Source organism: Acinetobacter vivianii, assembly GCF_014635885.1.
In the GTDB taxonomy this organism is placed as follows: domain Bacteria; phylum Pseudomonadota; class Gammaproteobacteria; order Pseudomonadales; family Moraxellaceae; genus Acinetobacter; species Acinetobacter vivianii.
On the sequence record NZ_BMDR01000003.1, the window covers coordinates 342644 to 360626 of the forward strand.

The 17983-nt window shown below is 41.5% G+C and carries 16 protein-coding genes; 6 read left to right on the forward strand and 10 right to left on the reverse strand.

Features of this window, described 5'->3' with window-relative positions; translation table 11 throughout:
• Positions 1–13: 13 nt before the first annotated feature.
• Together IEV36_RS08185 and IEV36_RS08190 are read right to left on the reverse strand one after the other, a co-directional pair.
• The gene (locus IEV36_RS08185; protein WP_005260133.1) at positions 14–1735 is read right to left on the reverse strand and encodes a GGDEF domain-containing protein; all 1722 of its coding nucleotides are present in this window, start codon (positions 1733–1735) and stop codon (positions 14–16) included.
• A gap of 531 nt (positions 1736–2266) precedes the next feature.
• The gene (locus IEV36_RS08190; RefSeq protein WP_005260134.1) at positions 2267–3103 is read right to left on the reverse strand and encodes an OXA-294 family class D beta-lactamase OXA-295; all 837 of its coding nucleotides are present in this window, start codon (positions 3101–3103) and stop codon (positions 2267–2269) included.
• A gap of 732 nt (positions 3104–3835) precedes the next feature.
• Between IEV36_RS08190 and omp33-36 the strand changes: the two genes are divergently transcribed.
• Complete coding sequence (gene omp33-36, locus IEV36_RS08195; RefSeq protein ID WP_005260135.1) at positions 3836–4756, forward strand: porin Omp33-36; 921 nt, start codon at positions 3836–3838, stop codon at positions 4754–4756.
• Between the two features lie 121 nt (positions 4757–4877).
• On the opposite strand, the gene IEV36_RS08200 is transcribed toward omp33-36, so the two are convergent.
• On the reverse strand, positions 4878–5528 hold the full coding sequence (locus IEV36_RS08200; RefSeq protein ID WP_004776208.1) for a response regulator: 651 nt from the start codon (positions 5526–5528) through the stop codon (positions 4878–4880).
• Between the two features lie 352 nt (positions 5529–5880).
• Between IEV36_RS08200 and msuE the strand changes: the two genes are divergently transcribed.
• Together msuE and sfnG are read left to right on the forward strand one after the other, a co-directional pair.
• Entirely contained in the window at positions 5881–6621 is a 741-nt protein-coding gene (gene msuE, locus IEV36_RS08205) for an FMN reductase (protein ID WP_005260136.1), read from the forward strand.
• A gap of 26 nt (positions 6622–6647) precedes the next feature.
• The gene (gene sfnG / locus IEV36_RS08210) at positions 6648–7754 is read left to right on the forward strand and encodes a dimethylsulfone monooxygenase SfnG (protein ID WP_005260137.1); all 1107 of its coding nucleotides are present in this window, start codon (positions 6648–6650) and stop codon (positions 7752–7754) included.
• A 79-nt stretch (positions 7755–7833) separates the two neighbouring features.
• Here sfnG and IEV36_RS08215 read toward each other — a convergent pair whose 3' ends face one another.
• Positions 7834–8247: an Lrp/AsnC family transcriptional regulator gene (locus IEV36_RS08215; RefSeq protein ID WP_005260139.1), complete on the reverse strand. Its 414-nt coding sequence runs from the start codon at positions 8245–8247 to the stop codon at positions 7834–7836.
• 104 nt (positions 8248–8351) lie between these two features.
• Here IEV36_RS08215 and IEV36_RS08220 point away from each other — a divergent pair, with 104 nt between their 5' ends.
• On the forward strand, positions 8352–8894 hold the full coding sequence (locus tag IEV36_RS08220; protein ID WP_005260140.1) for a cysteine hydrolase family protein: 543 nt from the start codon (positions 8352–8354) through the stop codon (positions 8892–8894).
• Positions 8895–8952: 58 nt separating this feature from the next.
• Here the strand turns inward: IEV36_RS08220 and acs are convergent, their stop codons facing one another.
• A complete protein-coding gene (acs, locus tag IEV36_RS08225) occupies positions 8953–10896 on the reverse strand; it encodes an acetate--CoA ligase (protein ID WP_005260141.1) in 1944 nt (647 codons plus the stop codon).
• 329 nt (positions 10897–11225) lie between these two features.
• On the opposite strand from acs, the gene IEV36_RS08230 reads away from it, so the two are divergent.
• Positions 11226–11795: a DUF805 domain-containing protein gene (locus tag IEV36_RS08230; RefSeq protein WP_005260142.1), complete on the forward strand. Its 570-nt coding sequence runs from the start codon at positions 11226–11228 to the stop codon at positions 11793–11795.
• A gap of 126 nt (positions 11796–11921) precedes the next feature.
• Positions 11922–12902: a mechanosensitive ion channel family protein gene (locus IEV36_RS08235; RefSeq protein ID WP_004776220.1), complete on the forward strand. Its 981-nt coding sequence runs from the start codon at positions 11922–11924 to the stop codon at positions 12900–12902.
• On the opposite strand, the gene IEV36_RS08240 is transcribed toward IEV36_RS08235, so the two are convergent.
• The 5 genes from IEV36_RS08240 to prfB all read right to left on the reverse strand — a co-directional run bounded on the left by IEV36_RS08240 (position 12882) and on the right by prfB (position 17670).
• On the reverse strand, positions 12882–13592 hold the full coding sequence (locus IEV36_RS08240; RefSeq protein ID WP_005260143.1) for a 16S rRNA (uracil(1498)-N(3))-methyltransferase: 711 nt from the start codon (positions 13590–13592) through the stop codon (positions 12882–12884). The two genes, IEV36_RS08235 and IEV36_RS08240, sit on opposite strands and share 21 nt — an antisense overlap.
• Positions 13589–14908 (reverse strand): 3-deoxy-D-manno-octulosonic acid transferase, encoded by a 1320-nt coding sequence (locus IEV36_RS08245; RefSeq protein WP_005260144.1) that lies wholly within the window; start codon positions 14906–14908, stop codon positions 13589–13591. Before IEV36_RS08245 ends, IEV36_RS08240 begins: the two co-directional genes overlap by 4 nt.
• A 110-nt stretch (positions 14909–15018) precedes the next feature.
• Entirely contained in the window at positions 15019–16083 is a 1065-nt protein-coding gene (locus IEV36_RS08250) for an alkene reductase (RefSeq protein WP_005260145.1), read from the reverse strand.
• A gap of 26 nt (positions 16084–16109) precedes the next feature.
• A complete protein-coding gene (locus IEV36_RS08255) occupies positions 16110–16412 on the reverse strand; it encodes an ArsR/SmtB family transcription factor (RefSeq protein WP_017196833.1) in 303 nt (100 codons plus the stop codon).
• A 162-nt stretch (positions 16413–16574) separates the two neighbouring features.
• Positions 16575–17670 (reverse strand): peptide chain release factor 2 gene (prfB, locus tag IEV36_RS08260; RefSeq protein WP_123775406.1). Its coding sequence is split into 2 segments (ribosomal slippage): positions 16575–17597 and positions 17599–17670, totalling 1095 coding nucleotides; the frame shifts between segments, so codons are not numbered across the junction.
• Positions 17671–17983 lie beyond the last annotated feature (313 nt).

Below are 17983 nucleotides of genomic sequence, written 5' to 3' on the forward strand. Positions count from 1 at the left end.
ACAAACTTCTATTTCAACCCTCTACAATATTCTTTCCTTTTGCCTTCGCTTTTAACAGCGACTGGTCTGCTTTTTCTAACAACGCTAACCAACTATTTGCCCCAATCGCAACCCCGATACTCACCGAAACCTGAATCGCCTCAGCCAAACTCGGAATCATAATATTTTCCTGAATAACACCTAGACGAATATTCTCTGCAATGGCTTTAGCAGCGTCCATTTGAATATTTTCAAGAACAATCAGAAACTCATCACCGCCATAACGCACGATCAGGTCAGAAGCTCGCACATTGCGTTTAAGCTGATCTGCAATCATGGTAATGACCTGATCTCCGACAATATGCCCGTACTGATCATTTACAAACTTAAAATTATCAATATCAATCGCGATCACACACGTTTGTGATAAGCCCTCAGGTTTAGCTTCCAGCGCAGCAATATATTCTTCCAATGCCAACCGGTTTGCCACACCTGTCAGTACATCAGAATTCGCGATTTGCTTTAATTGCAACTCCATCGTATCGCGCTGTTTCAACATACCTTTGAGTTTATCGATGGCTTCAAACAAGGAAAAAAACTCTTCCTTGTTTTTGGTCATATGAGAAAGCTCATCGGAAGTCCCCGAAAGACGCAAAATCATATTTCGTGCATTGATTAATGGCCCAAATACCCTTCTCTTGGCATAAATCATGGTAAAGATGGCAATCAGCAACGATAAACTGGAAATACACAGGGTAAAGATAAACTGTAGTTTTGCACGTCGGTTTTGATCTTCTGCAACTTCAATACTGTCGTTCAGAATATAACTCTGCAAATCCATCACAGTGGTAAATTTTCCGACCATTTGATCGGTCAATTCCGTCCCTGAAATAAAATAAGCTTCATTATTTTTACTTTCATCCAGTAACTGCGAAATGATGGGCAGTCCCTTATCCAGAAATTCTGTTTTTACCCGTAAATAAAGTCGAACATATTCAGGTGATTTTGATTGTTCAGGCTGGATAGTATCAATCAGCCCCCAAAGATAAATGGCTTGGTGCTGAGTCTGTAATGAACGCGCCCGATTCTCATCAGAAATTTTCTCATCGAATGTCACAGGTGCCATAATATTTGAAGCCACACGACCAGCCTGATCCCGCATATCGGTCAAAATCAGGATCGAGGTGAAATAGTTCGACATTTTGCTATTTTTACTGTTCGACTGAACCATCAGCCATTTTAAAAGTTCGCGACTTTCGTCCCAAACATCAAACATGGACAGAATAGCGCGATCAAACTGGATCGATGTTCGCTGATGCTTCGGAGTATCCGCATACGCGTCCACGACAGTACGTGCCTGAGCTAATTTCGTCTTAAGATCTGTATCTAGGTCTTCGGCAATCATTTCAAAACCATTGTGTTTTAAAACTTCAATGGTTCGATCAATTTGCATATCGACAAGTTTTCGATATTCCAGCAATTCCTTACGATTTTCAGCCAGATCTTGAGGCTGACTCGACATCACCTTATTTGAAGGCGCGCGCTCTTTGGAAATTTTATTTGCGGTCTTGACCAAGCTACGCAAACTAATAATTTCGGTCAGTGTTTGATTGGTTCTTATATATTCTTGATAACTATTAATAATTAAAGGAATGGAAAGATAGGAAATAGAAAAAATAATAACGAGCATGCAAAGAAATAGGCGCCGACTAATTTGCTCAGAACGTAATTTCGAGCTTTTTAAGTGTTGCCCCATTAACACACCTGACTATTTTTCAAAAAAGGTCTCGATTGCATTTTAAACAGATAATAATTTTACCTGAATTTTAAATCACACGACTACGATTATGCAGCGTTTTTTGTGCGTATTAAGCCATAACAGCAAGATTCTCAAGTTTTCCAAGCAAACAATGAAAAGAAATATTATTTATTGAGAATAATTTTTATTTATATTTACTGGATTAAATCATATTGATCGTGTTTCAAATTTAGAATATAAATGATAAAAGTCAAAAAGATAGCTCACATCTAGAAACTGCTTTAATTCAATTAATTACTCCAAAATGATCACTTACTTTTAAATATCAGTTTATTTTTAATCGAAAAACCCTATCTTTAAAATAAAAATTATCAATTTCACAAATTACTTTCCAAAGAACATAATTTCATCAAGCACTGAGATTCTTTGTTTTACATAGAAACCCTCAAGGATGTTTTCTCCCCAATGTGAAACATCCTTTTCGAACCCAGCTTTATCTTAAAAGCTGGGTCTTTTTTTATCAGAATTTTATTGAGGTAATAAACCTAACTGTTGTAAAGCTTGATAAACAATCGCTTTACGCGCATCCGCATGTTCTGCTTTTTTCATTTCCATATTCAGCGAAAATGCTGTGATTTGACCATTCGTTTGTTCAATCCAACCCGTCCACCATCCAACTTGAGGATTTACATCCATTCCCCAACCACTCTTGGCATAGATTCTGGTTCCCTGAACATTTTCGATCAACAACATATCTCTGACTTGCTGCTGTGTTGAGGGATCAAATGGAAGTTGCTGTTTGGCTAAGGCATAAGCAAATTTTACTTCCTCAACTGGCGTAATCTCCAAAGGCCCCACTAACCAAAAATTATCAACTTGCGCCCCTATATTTTGATTACCGTAGCCAACCCGCTTTACTTCACTTGCCATTAATTCTAGACCGATACGGCGCGCCAGCTCCTGATAGACAGGTACAGCCGAAGCCTGCATTCCCTCAGCAAGCGTTAAGTCCTTCTCCCAGCTACGGAAAGCCCGTTTCTGTCCATCCCATTTAAACACTTCATTAGGTGAGGTTTTATGGTGCTGTATACCAATCAAGGCATTGAGCATTTTAAAAGTTGAGGCCGGAATGTAACGCTGATCTGCACGGCTGAGATCATTGCCATATTTTTGAAAATTTTTGCCATCATAGGTGACTAATACACCAGTTGTCTGGATATTTTCGAATGCAGTTGCGATCTGATCCTGCGTCTGTTTCTTTAAGACTAGAGGTTGAGCTTGGGACTGAATATTTTGACAACCGACCAGTGTTGCAGCTGAGATTACAGTTGCACATAGCGCGAGTAATTTTAATTTTTTAGACATAATGAAAGAATTGAATAATACATGGAGAAATAATGACTATAAATTGTTTCTTCTCTCGGTGCTGTAGCATTATTTATGTGTACAAATAGAAATTGCAGACAAAAAAAAGCTCAGCCTTGGGGAAAGCCGAGCTAGTAAAACATTGATGTTTAAAACATCGAAATACTCAAGAAAATGTTATGAGATACTAAAATGCAAATTAGATACCTCTTGCTTAGTATTATGTGAAGTACTTCTCGGAAAGTAAAGTCGATTAAATAGATCGGAATTAAATTTCCAATCGTTTTTGTTAATTGGTTATTAAAAATCAGACTTATTGGGTATTTTCGGTTATATTAATTTGGCCAGAAGGAGCCATTTTTTGCATACTTCATCGCACAAAATACAAATAAGGTCATTTCAGCTCACGCTTTTAGTTGTCTTTTTATGACAAAATAAAGACCTTTATCAACGAAAAAAACGATTAAAATAATCGAACAAACCAATCAAACTATTCAACTGTGACATAGTGATTACATTCTATAAAAAGACAAAATGTAAGCTTATCTATTTGTTAGTTATATAATTTATAAAAGGTTGACAACAATTTAATTAAACGTTCACTTTTTGCACGATGACAAGTCAGATTTTGATCGCTTATCGGAAGGGAGAATTTATTACATTGACTTCATAAATTGTTACAATACAATGACTCCAAATTTACTCTTTCTTGTTTTAAAGCTGGAAATCATTATGAAAAAACTCGGTTTAGCCACTGCTCTAGTTTTAGCCATGACCGGCGCTCATGCATACCAATTCGAAGTTCAAGGTCAATCTGAATTCATCGAAGCTAAAGACTTAAATGACAAAGACTTTACTGGTGCTGCTAAAGGTACTTACTACTTCAAAAATGTAGACGCATCTAAAGGTCCTTTAGCTGAAGCGGCGTTCTTAAACCAAGCTTCTAATGTTTCTGCTGCATACAACTATGCAAAATTAAGCGGTGATGAGTCAGTAACTGTTAAGAACAACTCTTTCGGTGCAAAAGGTGAAGTTTATCTTCCTACTCCTTATGTACCTGCTTACGCAAGTGCTGCATATAGCCACTCTCAAACTAAAGCTGAAGGCGAAAAAGACAATGGCGACCGCTACTCTGTAGAACTTGGTGCTATGGTTTTACCTAACTTCTTAGTTGCTGTAGGTTATACTCGCGTTGCTGACCAAATTGCTTTAGATGCAAACAAAGCTGTTGAAAATGGCGTATTCAGCGCTGTTGCTGATTCAGCAACAATTGGTGATAAACAAGACGTTGTAACTGCACGTACTAAATACGTTGGTAACATCGACGGTACAAACATGGCTATTGGTTTTGAAACTGGCCTTGCATACGGCGAAAACCAAGCTTACGGTTTAAAAACTGATCTTTATTTAACACCTAAGTTAAGCGTTGGTGCTTCTTATGCTGAAGCAAACTTTAGCAAAAACCAAGCTAGCGACAACTTCTCTCCAATCAAATCTGCTTGGGGCGCGAACGTTAACTACTTCATCACTCCAGCTGTTGCTGTAGGCGCTAGCTATGTAAATGCTAATGCTAAAGGCTTCGAAAATATCTACGGTGAGACTGTAAACGTAGATACACAAACTGTTGGCTTAAACGCGAAGTTCCGTTTCTAATATTGGATTTTAGTTCTAGCGATAGAATAATGAATTCATAATAAAAAACCAGTTCGAAAGAACTGGTTTTTTATTATCTGTCATTTCATAAAATGGGAACCTAGATCCTCAATTCAACAGATTACATCTTTTTGTCTTCAATATTTAAAGCACTGATCGCCAATACAGCCTGAGTACGGTTCTGTACGCCCAATTTACGGAAAATTGCGGTGACATGCGCTTTAATCGTCGCTTCAGAGACTTCCAGTTCATAAGCGATCTGCTTATTTAATAAACCTTCTGCCACCATCATTAACACGCGGAATTGCTGTGGTGTCAATGATTGAAGACGTTCTGCCAAAGCAGTTTCATCCGCGGCTCTTGGATCAAAACCTGCATGGCTTGGTAAATTCGGTGGTAACCAGATTTCACCTTCCAGAACATGTTTAATTGCTTCACCAATATGACTTGGATGTGAAGATTTAGGGATATAGCCCATCGCACCATGTGCAATGGCACGTTGAATAATCGAAACTTCTTCATGTGCTGAAACAACAATAATCGGAATCGCAGGATATTGTGCACGGACATACACCAGAGCGGAGAAACCGGAAGCACCAGGGAGATTTAAATCCAGTAAAACCAGATCAGGTTCTGCACCATGTTCTAAGCGTGCATAGAATTCATCAACATCAGCCGTCTCCTGAATCTGTGCCTGAGGCAAACTATAACGAACCGCTTGAATCAAGGCATGTCTAAAGAGGGGGTGGTCGTCTACAATTAAAATATTCATAAGCGCTTAAGCTATCTGTAAGTACGTCACTGTACGATGTTTATTTAAATTCAATCCGTCTAAGCCTATTTTCAATTAGCGCCGAGGTCAAGCACAAGCATTGATTTATTTCCTTTTCCCGCAAAATAAATCAAATATTAATATAACTCGTTTAAATCATATTCAATTTAAAAAGTGGATGAAAAATCCTGAATAGAAACAGCCGATTAAACCCAGATTATTTTTAATTGATGCTGATTAATTGATATATCTATAAAAAAGATAAGCTTGCAGCATTTCCTTATTTTACAGCCCCCATGCCGATGTAGATAAATAAATAGCAATTCGAAATAATCTTTTTTAGGCAGTTATTATGTCCAATCGCAATACGGTATCTACTCCCCTCAATATTGTTGCTGTTTCTGGTGGTTTAAATAGTCCTTCAAAAACTGAAAGTCTGGTGCAAGCCATTCTGGACGAACTCTCAGAAGCCATTGATATCAAGGTGCATTTTGTCAAACTCAGCGAAATCGGCCCTTTACTCGGCGGTGCCATTTACCGTAATCAACTTCCGCAACGGGTTCAGGATGATTTGGCAGCCGTAGAAGCAGCAGATGCGCTCATTGTGGGTACTCCTGTTTATCGTGCTTCCTTTACTGGTCTATTCAAACATTTTTTTGATTTTGTAGAACAAACTGCACTGGTTGATGTCCCTGTTTTGCTAGCTGCATCAGGGGGCAGTGATCGTCATGCTCTGGTTCTTGAACATCAGTTACGTCCATTGTTTAGCTTCTTTCAAGCCCAGACCTTACCGATTGGTGTCTATGCGACCGATCGGGATTTCACCCCTGAATATACGGTCAAAAGTGAGCAATTGGCTGATCGCGTCACACTTGCGGTGGCACGTGCTTTACCGATTTTGGAATGGGCGCCAGCCAAAGGTCAGCGTGCTGCTGTAATTAAAACCAAAACTGAACAAGCCAATCAAAACCTTGGCATCAATAAACAGATCGAACAGGCAGAAGTCTTGCCTTCCGCTGCTGTACCGAATCTGGATGCAGCCGAATCGCGTCTTCATCCCAAGTCTGCAAAAAATTTAAACCACGTCGCATAAACCCTATCTCTGTGGAGGCTACAACGATGACAATAACAACATCAGCAATTAAATTTGCCTATTGGGTTCCCAATGTAAGTGGCGGTCTCGTTGTAAGCAACATTGAACAACGTACCGACTGGAGCTACGAATACAATGTTCGTCTCGCACAGGCAGCAGAAAAAAGTGGCTTTGAATATGCATTGACCCAAATCCGTTTTACGGCGGGCTACGGTGCTGAAAACCAGCATGAATCGGTGAGTTTTAGCCATGCCTTACTGGCAAAAACTGAAAAACTCAAAGTCATTGCTGCGATTTTACCAGGCCCTTGGAAGCCCGCACTTGCGGCTAAACAGCTAGCCACCATTGACTATCTGACCCAAGGGCGTGTTGCGATTAATGTGGTCAGTGGCTGGTTCCGTGGCGAATTTGATGCGATAGGCGAACCATGGCCTGAACATGATGAACGTTATGTGCGTTCAGAAGAATTTATCCGTACCCTCAAAGGCATCTGGACCACTGACAACTATAGTTTTGACGGCAAATATTACCAGTTCCAGAATTACACGCTTAAACCGAAACCACTGCAACAACCTCATATCGAAGTATTTCAGGGTGGTAGTTCCCGCGCCGCACGTGATATGGCTGCTCGTGTATCCGACTGGTACTTTACCAATGGCAACAGTGTGGACGAAATCAAAAAACAGATTGATGATGTACGGGCAAAGGCCAAGCTAGAAAATCGTCAGGTCAAGATTGGCGTCAATGCCTTTATTATCGCCCGCGATACCGAAGAAGAAGCCAAAGCTGTCTTGAATGAAATTATTGCTCAGGCCAATGTAGAAGCCGTCAATGCCTTTGGTGATGCGACACGCGAAGCAGGAGCAGCAGCGCCTGAACGTGAAGGCAACTGGGCGAAATCGACCTTTGATGATCTGGTGCAATATAACGATGGTTTTAAGACTAATCTGATTGGTACACCCCAGCAAATTGCCGAACGAATCGTAGCGTTGAAGAATGTCGGCGTTGATTTAGTACTTTCAGGCTTTCTACATTTCATTGAAGAAGTCGAATATTTTGGAGAAAAAGTCTTGCCTCTGGTTCGTCAACTTGAACAACAACAGGAGCATCTATTGATCGAAAAATCAGCTTAAGCTTTGGAACTAAACAAGAAGAAAAATAAAAGACATGGCACATACTCTCACCCCAAGACTCGGCTTGGGGTCTTTTATTTTAAGCCGTTGCAATTTCTCGCATCACCGTCTCGACCGAATAACGGCACCATTTGGATAACTGCTCAATAAACTCGTTTAACTGCGCAGGATTAAAATGACTGACAATCATGTAACAGGCATTGCCGAGAATTTTAAAACACTCATCCACCTGCTCATATTGTTTCACCAGCAGTTCCACTTCAATAAAAGCTTGCTGATCATTCATAAATAGTTGAATAAACTGCTTATGTTCATAATGAACAGCAATCGTATAATTTTTAATGATGCCTGCATCCATGAGTTGGGCGATACGCGCACCCACTGCTTGCCCTGTACGATGCACTCGCTGACCAATGTCTTTATGGCTTAAACGCGAATCTTGTTTGAGAAGTTCAATAATTTTTAAGTCGATGGGATCAAGTTCAATATTCATTTTTCATTACGAAAGAAAACCAGCAACAATGCTTTCATCTGAATATAGCGGATTTTTCACGCTTCCCCTACTCTTGTTTTAACTTAACACTGGAAGTAAAAACGATGAAACAAGCTCTCCTGATTATTGATATTCAGAACGATTATTTTAAAAATGGTAAAATGGAACTGGTTAATCCAGACCACGCACTGGCACAAACCAACCGATTAGAAGATTATTTCATCCAGAATGATTTACCGATTATTTATATCCAGCATATTAGCCCAGCCACTGCCAGCTTTTTTCAGGAAAATACCGTCGGCGCTGAATTACATCCACAATTAAAAGTAAACAATCACTCGATTATTGTCGAAAAGCATTTCCCAAATAGCTTTGTCGATACCAATTTGAAAGCTATCCTTGAGCAGCATCAAGTCGAACAATTGGTGATTACTGGCATGATGACGCACGTATGTATTGATTCAGGAACACGTGCTGCCAAAGAGCTCGGCTACCAACCCATCGTGATTGCGGATGCGACTGCAACCCGTGATCTCGAATATGACGGTAAAACCGTGAAAGCCGCGGATGTCCAAACCGCATTTTTATCGGCATTAGGTTTCTTTGCCACGGTACAAAGCACGGCTGATTTTTTAGCAAATCATTAAGTAATACACATAAAAAAAGAGCGTTCGTTTAAACGCTCTTTTTAAATTTAAATGGTTTCTATCGATTTGGATAAACCGTCGCAATCAAATGGTCAACCACTGCTGGCTCTGCCAGTGTTGAAGTATCACCAAGCGTATCCAGTTCATTGGCAGCAATCTTTCTCAAGATACGGCGCATAATTTTACCTGACCGTGTTTTTGGCAAGGCTGGTGCCCAATGTAAGGCATCAGGCGTCGCCACTGGCCCAAGTACTTTACGCACCCAGTTCACCAACTCCTTACGTAGCTCTTCCGATTCTGCCACATCGGCCTGTAAGGTGACGAAGGTACAAATGCCCTGCCCTTTGATCTCATGCGGCATACCGACCACAGCAGCTTCAGCAACCGCTTCATGTGCCACTAATGCGCTCTCAATTTCAGCCGTACCCAAACGGTGTCCAGAGACGTTCAATACATCATCGACGCGCCCTGTAATCCAGTAATAGCCATCTTCATCTCGACGCGCGCCATCACCTGTAAAATAACTGCCTTTAAAGGTTGAGAAATAAGCCTCAATAAAGCGCTCTGGGTCGCCCCAAATGGTTCGCATCTGGCCTGGCCATGAATCTTTAATTACTAGATTACCTTCAGTCGCACCTTCAAGTTCATTGCCTTCACCATCCACCAATGCGGGTTGTACCCCAAAGAATGGACGTGTCGCCGAACCAGGTTTGAGCGCAGTAGCACCTGGTAATGGCGAAATCAGAATTCCACCTGTTTCAGTTTGCCACCATGTATCGACAATTGGACAACGCCCCTCACCAACAACTTCGTGGTACCAGTTCCATGCCTCTGGGTTGATCGGCTCGCCTACAGAACCAAGTAAGCGTAAGCTACTGCGATCACTTTCACGCACATAAGCATCGCCTTCGCGCATCATGGCGCGAATCGCGGTTGGTGCAGTATAGAGAATGGTAATGTTGTGCTTATCAATAACATGACCAATACGTGCCCATGTCGGATATTGTGGAATGCCTTCAAACATCACTGTTGTGGTGGCATTGCTAAGCGGGCCATAAAGCAAATAACTATGCCCTGTAATCCAGCCCACATCCGCGGTACACCAGTACACATCATCTTCTTTCAGATCAAAGATTTCTCTAAAGGTACTGTTGACGTAGACCAGATAACCACCTGTAGTATGCAACACACCTTTAGGTTTACCAGTTGAACCTGAGGTATAAAGAATGAATAACGGGTCTTCCGCTTTCATTGGCTCAGGAGGACAATGCTCATCAACTTCCATGATCGCCAAGTGATACCAGATATCACGTGGTGCATTGAACTGAATCGGGTTACCAGTACGATGTACCACAATCACATTCTGGACGCTTTCTGTTCCCGCAATCTCTAATGCAGCATCGACATTTTCTTTTAATGGAAGCAACTTACCGCCACGCATTCCAGCATCAGCAGTAATCACCAGTTTCGCTTGGCTATCTTCAATACGGCTGGCCAATGAGTCTGGAGAGAAGCCGCCGAATACAACACAATGCACTGCACCAATCCGTGCGCAGGCCAACATGGCAATCGCAGCTTCTGGCACCATCGGCATATATAACACCACGCGATCACCTTTGCTGATCCCCTGTTTTTTCAAAACATTGGCAAAGCGGCACACTTCATCGTACAGTTCGACAAAAGAGATGATCTTATGACGTGACGGGTGATCACCTTCCCAGATAATCGCGGGCTTTAATGGATTATCTTTAAGGTGACGGTCTAAACAGTTTGCAGAGACATTCAGTTCACCATCTGCAAACCATTCAATTTTAAAATTATCTTGTTGAAAACTGGTATTTTTCACCTGCGTAAACGGCTTGATCCAGTCAATATTTTTTGCTTCTTCTGCCCAAAATGCTTCAGGCTGCTCAATCGATTCCTGATAACGTTTGAAATAGTCTGCTTCCGAGATTCTTGCCGTTTCTTTGAATTTATCAGGCACTGGGTAGATGTCTTTCATAGCTTACTTCCTTGGTCTTTTATCTCATATCCTAGATGCTCTCATCTATTCTTCTGGATATGTTTTGTTCTCTCTAGCAGTATGGGCACCATTTACAAGCGCAAACAATGCGGCTTTGGTCGTAGGAATGTTATTCTGTTACGACTAGGGGCTGTTAACATTTCACAATGGCTGAAATGTCAACAGCCCCTAATTTATTTTCAAAAATTTACTCAAAATAATTTAAATCTGAACTGCTTGTCTATGCTTTTTCTTTTTAAAATAAGTGATTATTTTGATCATTGCATCGAGCTTAAAAGATTTAATAAACAAAAGAACAGGAATCACCTATGTTTAACCCCGAAACACCCATATCTCCTCTACCGTTCAATGATCATCCATTATCGCCAAATGGACGTTTTAACCGTCTGAGTTATATCGGCTGGTACGGATTATTGAGTCTGGTGTGTATGGCTGCTTTTATCGGCATCTTTGCATTCACTGGATTTTTTAGCATGAATCAGGCGAATGTTGATGCAGCTATCATGTCAGTATTTTCAGGTCTCTCGTTTTTTGCCCTGATTGCATTGTGGTTAGTGGCGCTGTATTGTCAAATTGTGTTCTTGATCCGTCGCTTACATGACCTGAATAAAACGGGCTGGCTATGCCTGATCTTACTGGTGCCTATCCTGCAATTCTTCTTTACCTTATATGTGCTACTTGCACCAGGTACACCACATCGTAATGATTATGGTGATGTGCGTCCTTCACGTGGCTGGGAAAAGATACTGGCTTGGATCATGATTCTCATCACAATTCTGATGATGTTTGGCCTATTCACATTTGCTTATTATTTTGCCAGCCCAGACCTTTGGGATATGCCAACACAAATGATTCAAAATACAACTGAATATTTCTAGAACACAACAAAACTTACTGGATAATGAGAGAGATCGTATCAATGAATTTTGCATGCGTATTCGCAAGAAATTCATTATGATTGCTTCCCTCATTGACTCCTTCCTTTGCGAAATAGAGATTTTCCTGTGGCGAATGAACAAACAACATTGACTGAAGTCGCGAGAGATACGGGTGAGCTGATTCATCAAGCAGGGACAAAAACGACCCAGACCGTACTCGCCCATACTGAAAAATATCACGATGCCTATACCACGATTGATAAAATCATGGATAGCTTCTGGGAGCGTCTGCCCTATATCGGGATCGCGATTACGGTTTTCGTTATTTTCTGGCTACTCACCAAATTATTTAAACTGTTTATTCGCAAGACTTTAGAAAATCGCAGCTATACCCGACAGAATCTGGTACTGGTGCTTAATCGCGTCGGCAGTACCTTTATTATTTTCTTCGGTTTCCTGATTGCATTGGTGATCGCTATTCCAGGCTTTACACCAAGCCAGCTAATTGGTGCTTTGGGAATTGGTTCGGTTGCGATTGGTTTCGCTTTCAAGGATATTTTCCAGAACCTGCTGTCAGGCATCCTGATTCTGATCAGTGAACCGTTCCGTATTGGCGATGATATTGTCGTTAATGGTATGGAAGGCAATGTCGAAGACATTCAGATCCGCGCGACTTTTTTACGTTCTCCGGATGGTCGCCGCATCGTGATTCCAAATGCGACCGTCTATACCAGCGCAGTCACGGTCAATAATGCCTATCAACGTCGTCGTTGTGAATTTGTGGTCGGCATTGGCTATGAGGATGATATGCAAAAGGCCAAGCAGATCATTATGGATATTCTGGATCACAATCTAAACGTATTGAGTCAGCCGGGATTCTCCGTCAATGTCACGGCGCTTGCAGATTTCTCAATTAACCTGACGGTACGCTGGTGGGTCAATACTACAGAAACATCAACCTCGACCTCAATCAGTGAAATTCAGGAACTCGTGGTGACGGCATTTGATGAGAAAGGCATCTCTATTCCATATCCAGTACAGGAAGTGAAAGTCTATCGTGGCGATCAATCTGAACAGGCTGATTCTTCAGACAAACAAACGACCTAAAATATTTGATACGGCTGTTTCAGTCCGCAAAATTCGGTTGCCTATGCTCATTGCTTGGCAGCCGTTTTTTTTCAGCAGCTCAATTTCATACGGAATAAAGCCACCTTCTGGCCCAATAATCAGGCTACAGCCATGCTGAATCGCATAAGGCATGTGTTGTTCCGCATAAGGATGCGCCACATAAGCAGGTCGCTCGGCATTGATCCATGTCGGCAAGACATCTTCAACAAAGGGCTTAAAGCGTTTATAAAGCTGGATCTCGGGTGCAATGGTATCGCCTGCCTGTTCCAGACCAAGCGTCACATAATCATCGAGTTGTTGTAAAAATGGCGTTTGCCAGTAACTTTTATCAACCCGATAACTATGAATCAGGCTGATTCGTTCAACGCCAACCGTCACTGCATCCATGATGATACGACGCAACACTTTGGGCCGTGGCAAGGCGAGAATCAAATGCACAGGCAATTTTTCAGGCACTCTATCTGCCTGAATCGGTCTCACTATAATGTGCTGTTCTGAAATCTCCAACACTTCGGTGAGATAACGCAATTCTTGGCGTATCCCCACTTTCAAGGTATCACCTACGTTTAATTCGAGATGCTGCCGTAAATGTTGAAGTTGTCGTGGATTGTCAATTTGCCATACATCATTGTTAAGAATGTGGTCGGGTTCAAGTAAAACAATATTCATGGCAAAGTGGTTTGTGCGAGGTAATGATCAAGTAACTGGATATGTTTTTGTAACGAACCCTGATTACGTTGCAAGACCTGTTGTGCATGTTCAACCAATTGTGATGTGTTTGCAGAATTATCTAGGCAGCTCAATAAATGCTGTACCACCTGCGCAACATCATCACCGATCAAGATACCTTGTTCAGCAACAAATTCATCCACAATACTCTGGAAATTGAAGTAACGCGGGCCAATTACGGTGGCAACATCCAGTGCTATAGGCTCCAGAATATTATGTCCCCCACCTGGCTCATTGAGTGAACCACCAACAAAACAGGCCTGACTCAAGGTATACCACAGCCACATTTCGCCCATACTGTCAGCAAGAAAAACTTGTGTATCCGCCTCAATCGGCTGTTGCAGACTACGACGTTGAGTTTTTAAATTTAAACTTTGGCAGACTTGATACACTTCATCAAAGCGTTCAGGATGCCGTGGCACCACGATACAAAGTAAATTCGGATTTGAATTTAAATGTGGCTGCAACTCTTGTAGCAGACTAAGTTCTTCAGGCGCATGGGTACTGGCCAGCGTGATGATCTGCCGACCCGCCAAATGCCATTCCTGTTTGAGTTGCTGTGCCTGCGCTACAAAATGTTCTGGCGCAGTAATATCAAATTTAATATTGCCCACCACCTGACTTTTGGCTTGATCAAGCCCCAAGCTGACATAACGTTGCTGCGTAGCCACATCCTGTGCCAGTAACCACGTTAACTGTTGCAACATTGGCTGGGTTAAAAGGCGAACTTTAGCGTAACCATTGGCTGATTTTTCAGAAAGGCGGGCATTTAATAGAATGCAGGGAATTTGCTGTTTTTTTGCTTCTGCAATCAGGTTCGGCCAGATTTCAGTTTCGACCAAAGCCAATATTTTAGGTTGATAACGCTGAAAAAACTGTTTGAGTAATGACTTCTGATCGACAGGCAGATATACCGCCTGAAATAAATCTAAATAAGGTGCTTTTTGAAAAAGTGACTTTGCCCGTGCCTGTCCTGTCTTGGTGGTATTGGTCACCAGAACCGGATGGCCTAATTTTAAATAATGTTCAATTAAGGGCTGGGCTGCATTGGTTTCGCCAACAGATACCGCATGAAACCAGATAGCTCCACTATTTTTGACGGGCTGAAATGGGCCAAAACGCTCAAGACATTCTTGCTGAAACAGTGCATCACTTTCCGCCCGCTGCTTGATTTTCCAACGATATAACGGCTTGATACATGTCAGTAAAAAGTTATACCAGAACGGGGTTTGCTGTACTGCGTTTTGCTGCGCCATCCGAGACCATGATTCACAATTTGATTCCCGCTCATTATGCGGAATTTAAATAAAAAACTCATGCAATTTTGGTAAATCACATGAGTCATTTTTTAAAGTTTTAAAGCAGATTAAACTTCTAACTTTTCAAATACAGGATAATCGGTATAACCTTCCGCACCTGCACCATATAATGTTTGTGGCTGAAGCGGATTTAATGGTAAGTCATGCTGCAAACGATCCAGTAAATCTGGGTTTGCAATATATTGTTTACCAAATGAAACGGCATCCGCCTGTCCAGTTGCCAAAATACGTTTTGCTGATTCGGCAGTAAGGCTTTCATTGGCAATCCATACGCCTTTAAATTTAGGGCGTAATTTTGGCATTAAGCTGTCTTCTGCTTCATATTCACGTGTGAAAATAAAGCCAATATTGCGTTGATCCAATTGCTCAACCACATAACCAAACGTTGCCAATGGATTTTCATCACCCATATCATGCGAATCACCACGTGGTGCAAGATGTACACCAACACGACCCGCACCCCATACTCCAATGAATGCATCGACCACTTGCAATAATAAACGCGCACGGTTTTCAATTGGGCCACCGTATTCATCATCACGTTGATTGGTGGTGCTTTGCAAGAATTGATCGATCAAATAACCATTGGCAGCATGCAATTCAACCCCATCAAAACCAGCCGCTTTTGCCAGTTCTGCAGAATGTTTATATTGCGCAACAATTTCCTGAATTTCTTCATGCGATAAAGCACGAGGGGTTACAAAAGGACGTTTTGGTCGAAGCAGGCTCACTTCACCTGCAGGCTGAATCGCACTTGGTGCGACAGGCGTATCGCCATCCAGTAAGTCTGGATGTGAAATACGTCCAACATGCCATAACTGAACCACAATTTTCGAGCCTTGTGCATGCACAGCATCTACAATTTTGTGCCATGCCTGAGCCTGTTCTTGTGACCATAAGCCCGGGGTATTGGCATAACCTGCTGCTTTGGGACTGATGACAGTCGCTTCAGTAAGAATTAAGCCCGCATTGGCACGCTGTTGATAATATTCCACCATTAAATCGTTCGGAATACGTTGTGCACCACTACGTGCTCTGGTTAGAGGTGCTAAAACCAGACGGTTTTTAATTGTAAAATCACCTACTTGTAACGCAGAATTTAGTTCAGCCATGATCGCCTCAACTTACACTTCTTGATTTAAAGTGTTTGTTTTAAATGTTCGATGTATTGCTGAATCAAAGCTTCATTGCGGGTAAAATAGGACCATTGCCCATATTTTTCGACATTAATCAAACCTGCCTGCTGTAAGACAGACAAATGATTCGACATGGTCGACTGTGCAACCTTTCCTAAACGTTCGATGTGCCCTGCACAAACGCCCCGTTCGAAACTGCCACCACATTCTTGTACCGGTAAAAATTGCTCAGGCTCTTTCAACCATTGCAAAATCTGTCGACGTAATGGATTGGCTAAGGCCTTGCTTATTACATCAATATCCATAGACTCACCACGCTTCTCAACAGGCAAAGCTTTGTTCAGCATCTAAACCCAGTATATCGAACTTTTTAAATATTAATATCTATTTTTCCCGATATTAATATCATATTTTTTCGATTAACTGGGCGATGCTGAACGAGATTGCCGTTTTAATTGGATTAAAACTTATAAACCTTGCTTCAAACTTGCTTCGATAAATTTATCGAGATCACCATCTAAAACTGCTTTGGTATTCGAAGTTTCCACACTGGTACGCAAGTCTTTGATACGTGAATCGTCTAAAACATAAGAACGAATCTGGCTGCCCCAACCAATATCAGACTTCGAGTCTTCCAGCGCTTGCGCAGCTTCATTACGTTTGCTCATCTCTAATTCATAGAGTTTGGCACGTAACTGTTTCCATGCGTGATCACGGTTAGCATGTTGAGAACGCTGGTTCTGACACGCCACCACGATACCTGTTGGTGCGTGAGTTAAACGTACCGCGGAGTCTGTTTTGTTAATGTGCTGACCACCCGCACCCGAAGCACGGTAAGTATCAGTACGGACATCCGAAGGATTGATATCAATTTCGATATTGTCATCAATCTCAGGTGAAATGAACACGGCCGAGAATGAAGTATGACGGTTATTGTTACTGTCAAATGGTGATTTTCGTACTAAACGGTGAACACCACTTTCGGTACGTAACCAGCCATAAGCGAACTCACCATCTACGCGAATGGTCGCGGATTTAATCCCTGCAACATCACCATCAGAGACTTCCATCAATTCCGCTTTAAAGCCGTGACGTTCAATCCAGCGCAAATACATACGCAATAACATCGATGCCCAATCTTGTGCCTCTGTACCACCAGAACCTGACTGGATTTCAAGGAAGCAAGGATTTGGGTCCATTGGATTGCTAAACATACGGCGGAATTCAAGATTACCTAAAGCCTGTTCAGCACTGTCTAATTCAGCCTGTACATCGACAAGCAGGCTTTCATCATCCGCTTCAACAGCAAGATCAAGCATCGCTTTAGCATCATCTAGCTGTTCTGCAAGACGATCAAATACACCAATGGTATTTTCTAAACTGCCCTTTTCTTTTGCGATGGCTTGAGCACGGTTTTGATCATTCCAAATCGCAGGGTCTTCTAATTCTCTTAAAACTTCTTCTAAACGTTCAACTTTTAGATCGTAGTCAAAGATACCCCCGTAGTGTTTGGCTACGATCAGATAAATCTTTCAATTGGACTAAATACGGATTAATTTCCACGCGTGTTTTCTCACAACTTTTTCACTTAATCCGCTATTTTAACATAACTGTTTTGGTCGACACAGCACCCTTATTTTGGCTTTATTTGTTTAAAAAAATAATATTTCAAGTTAGCTATTCAGCATAAAAAATTGGCTGAATTCGTCTTGTTTGAGTTTAAATTGCTTAACAATTCATCTAAATTTGTCTTAAAAATAGCCATAAACACAATCTCTCCTAAGTTTTAATAATTCAAAACAATTCAAATTTATAATTAAATATCAATAATATGCTTTGTCAATTTTACAAGTCACTTACATTCGTACAGTCCACT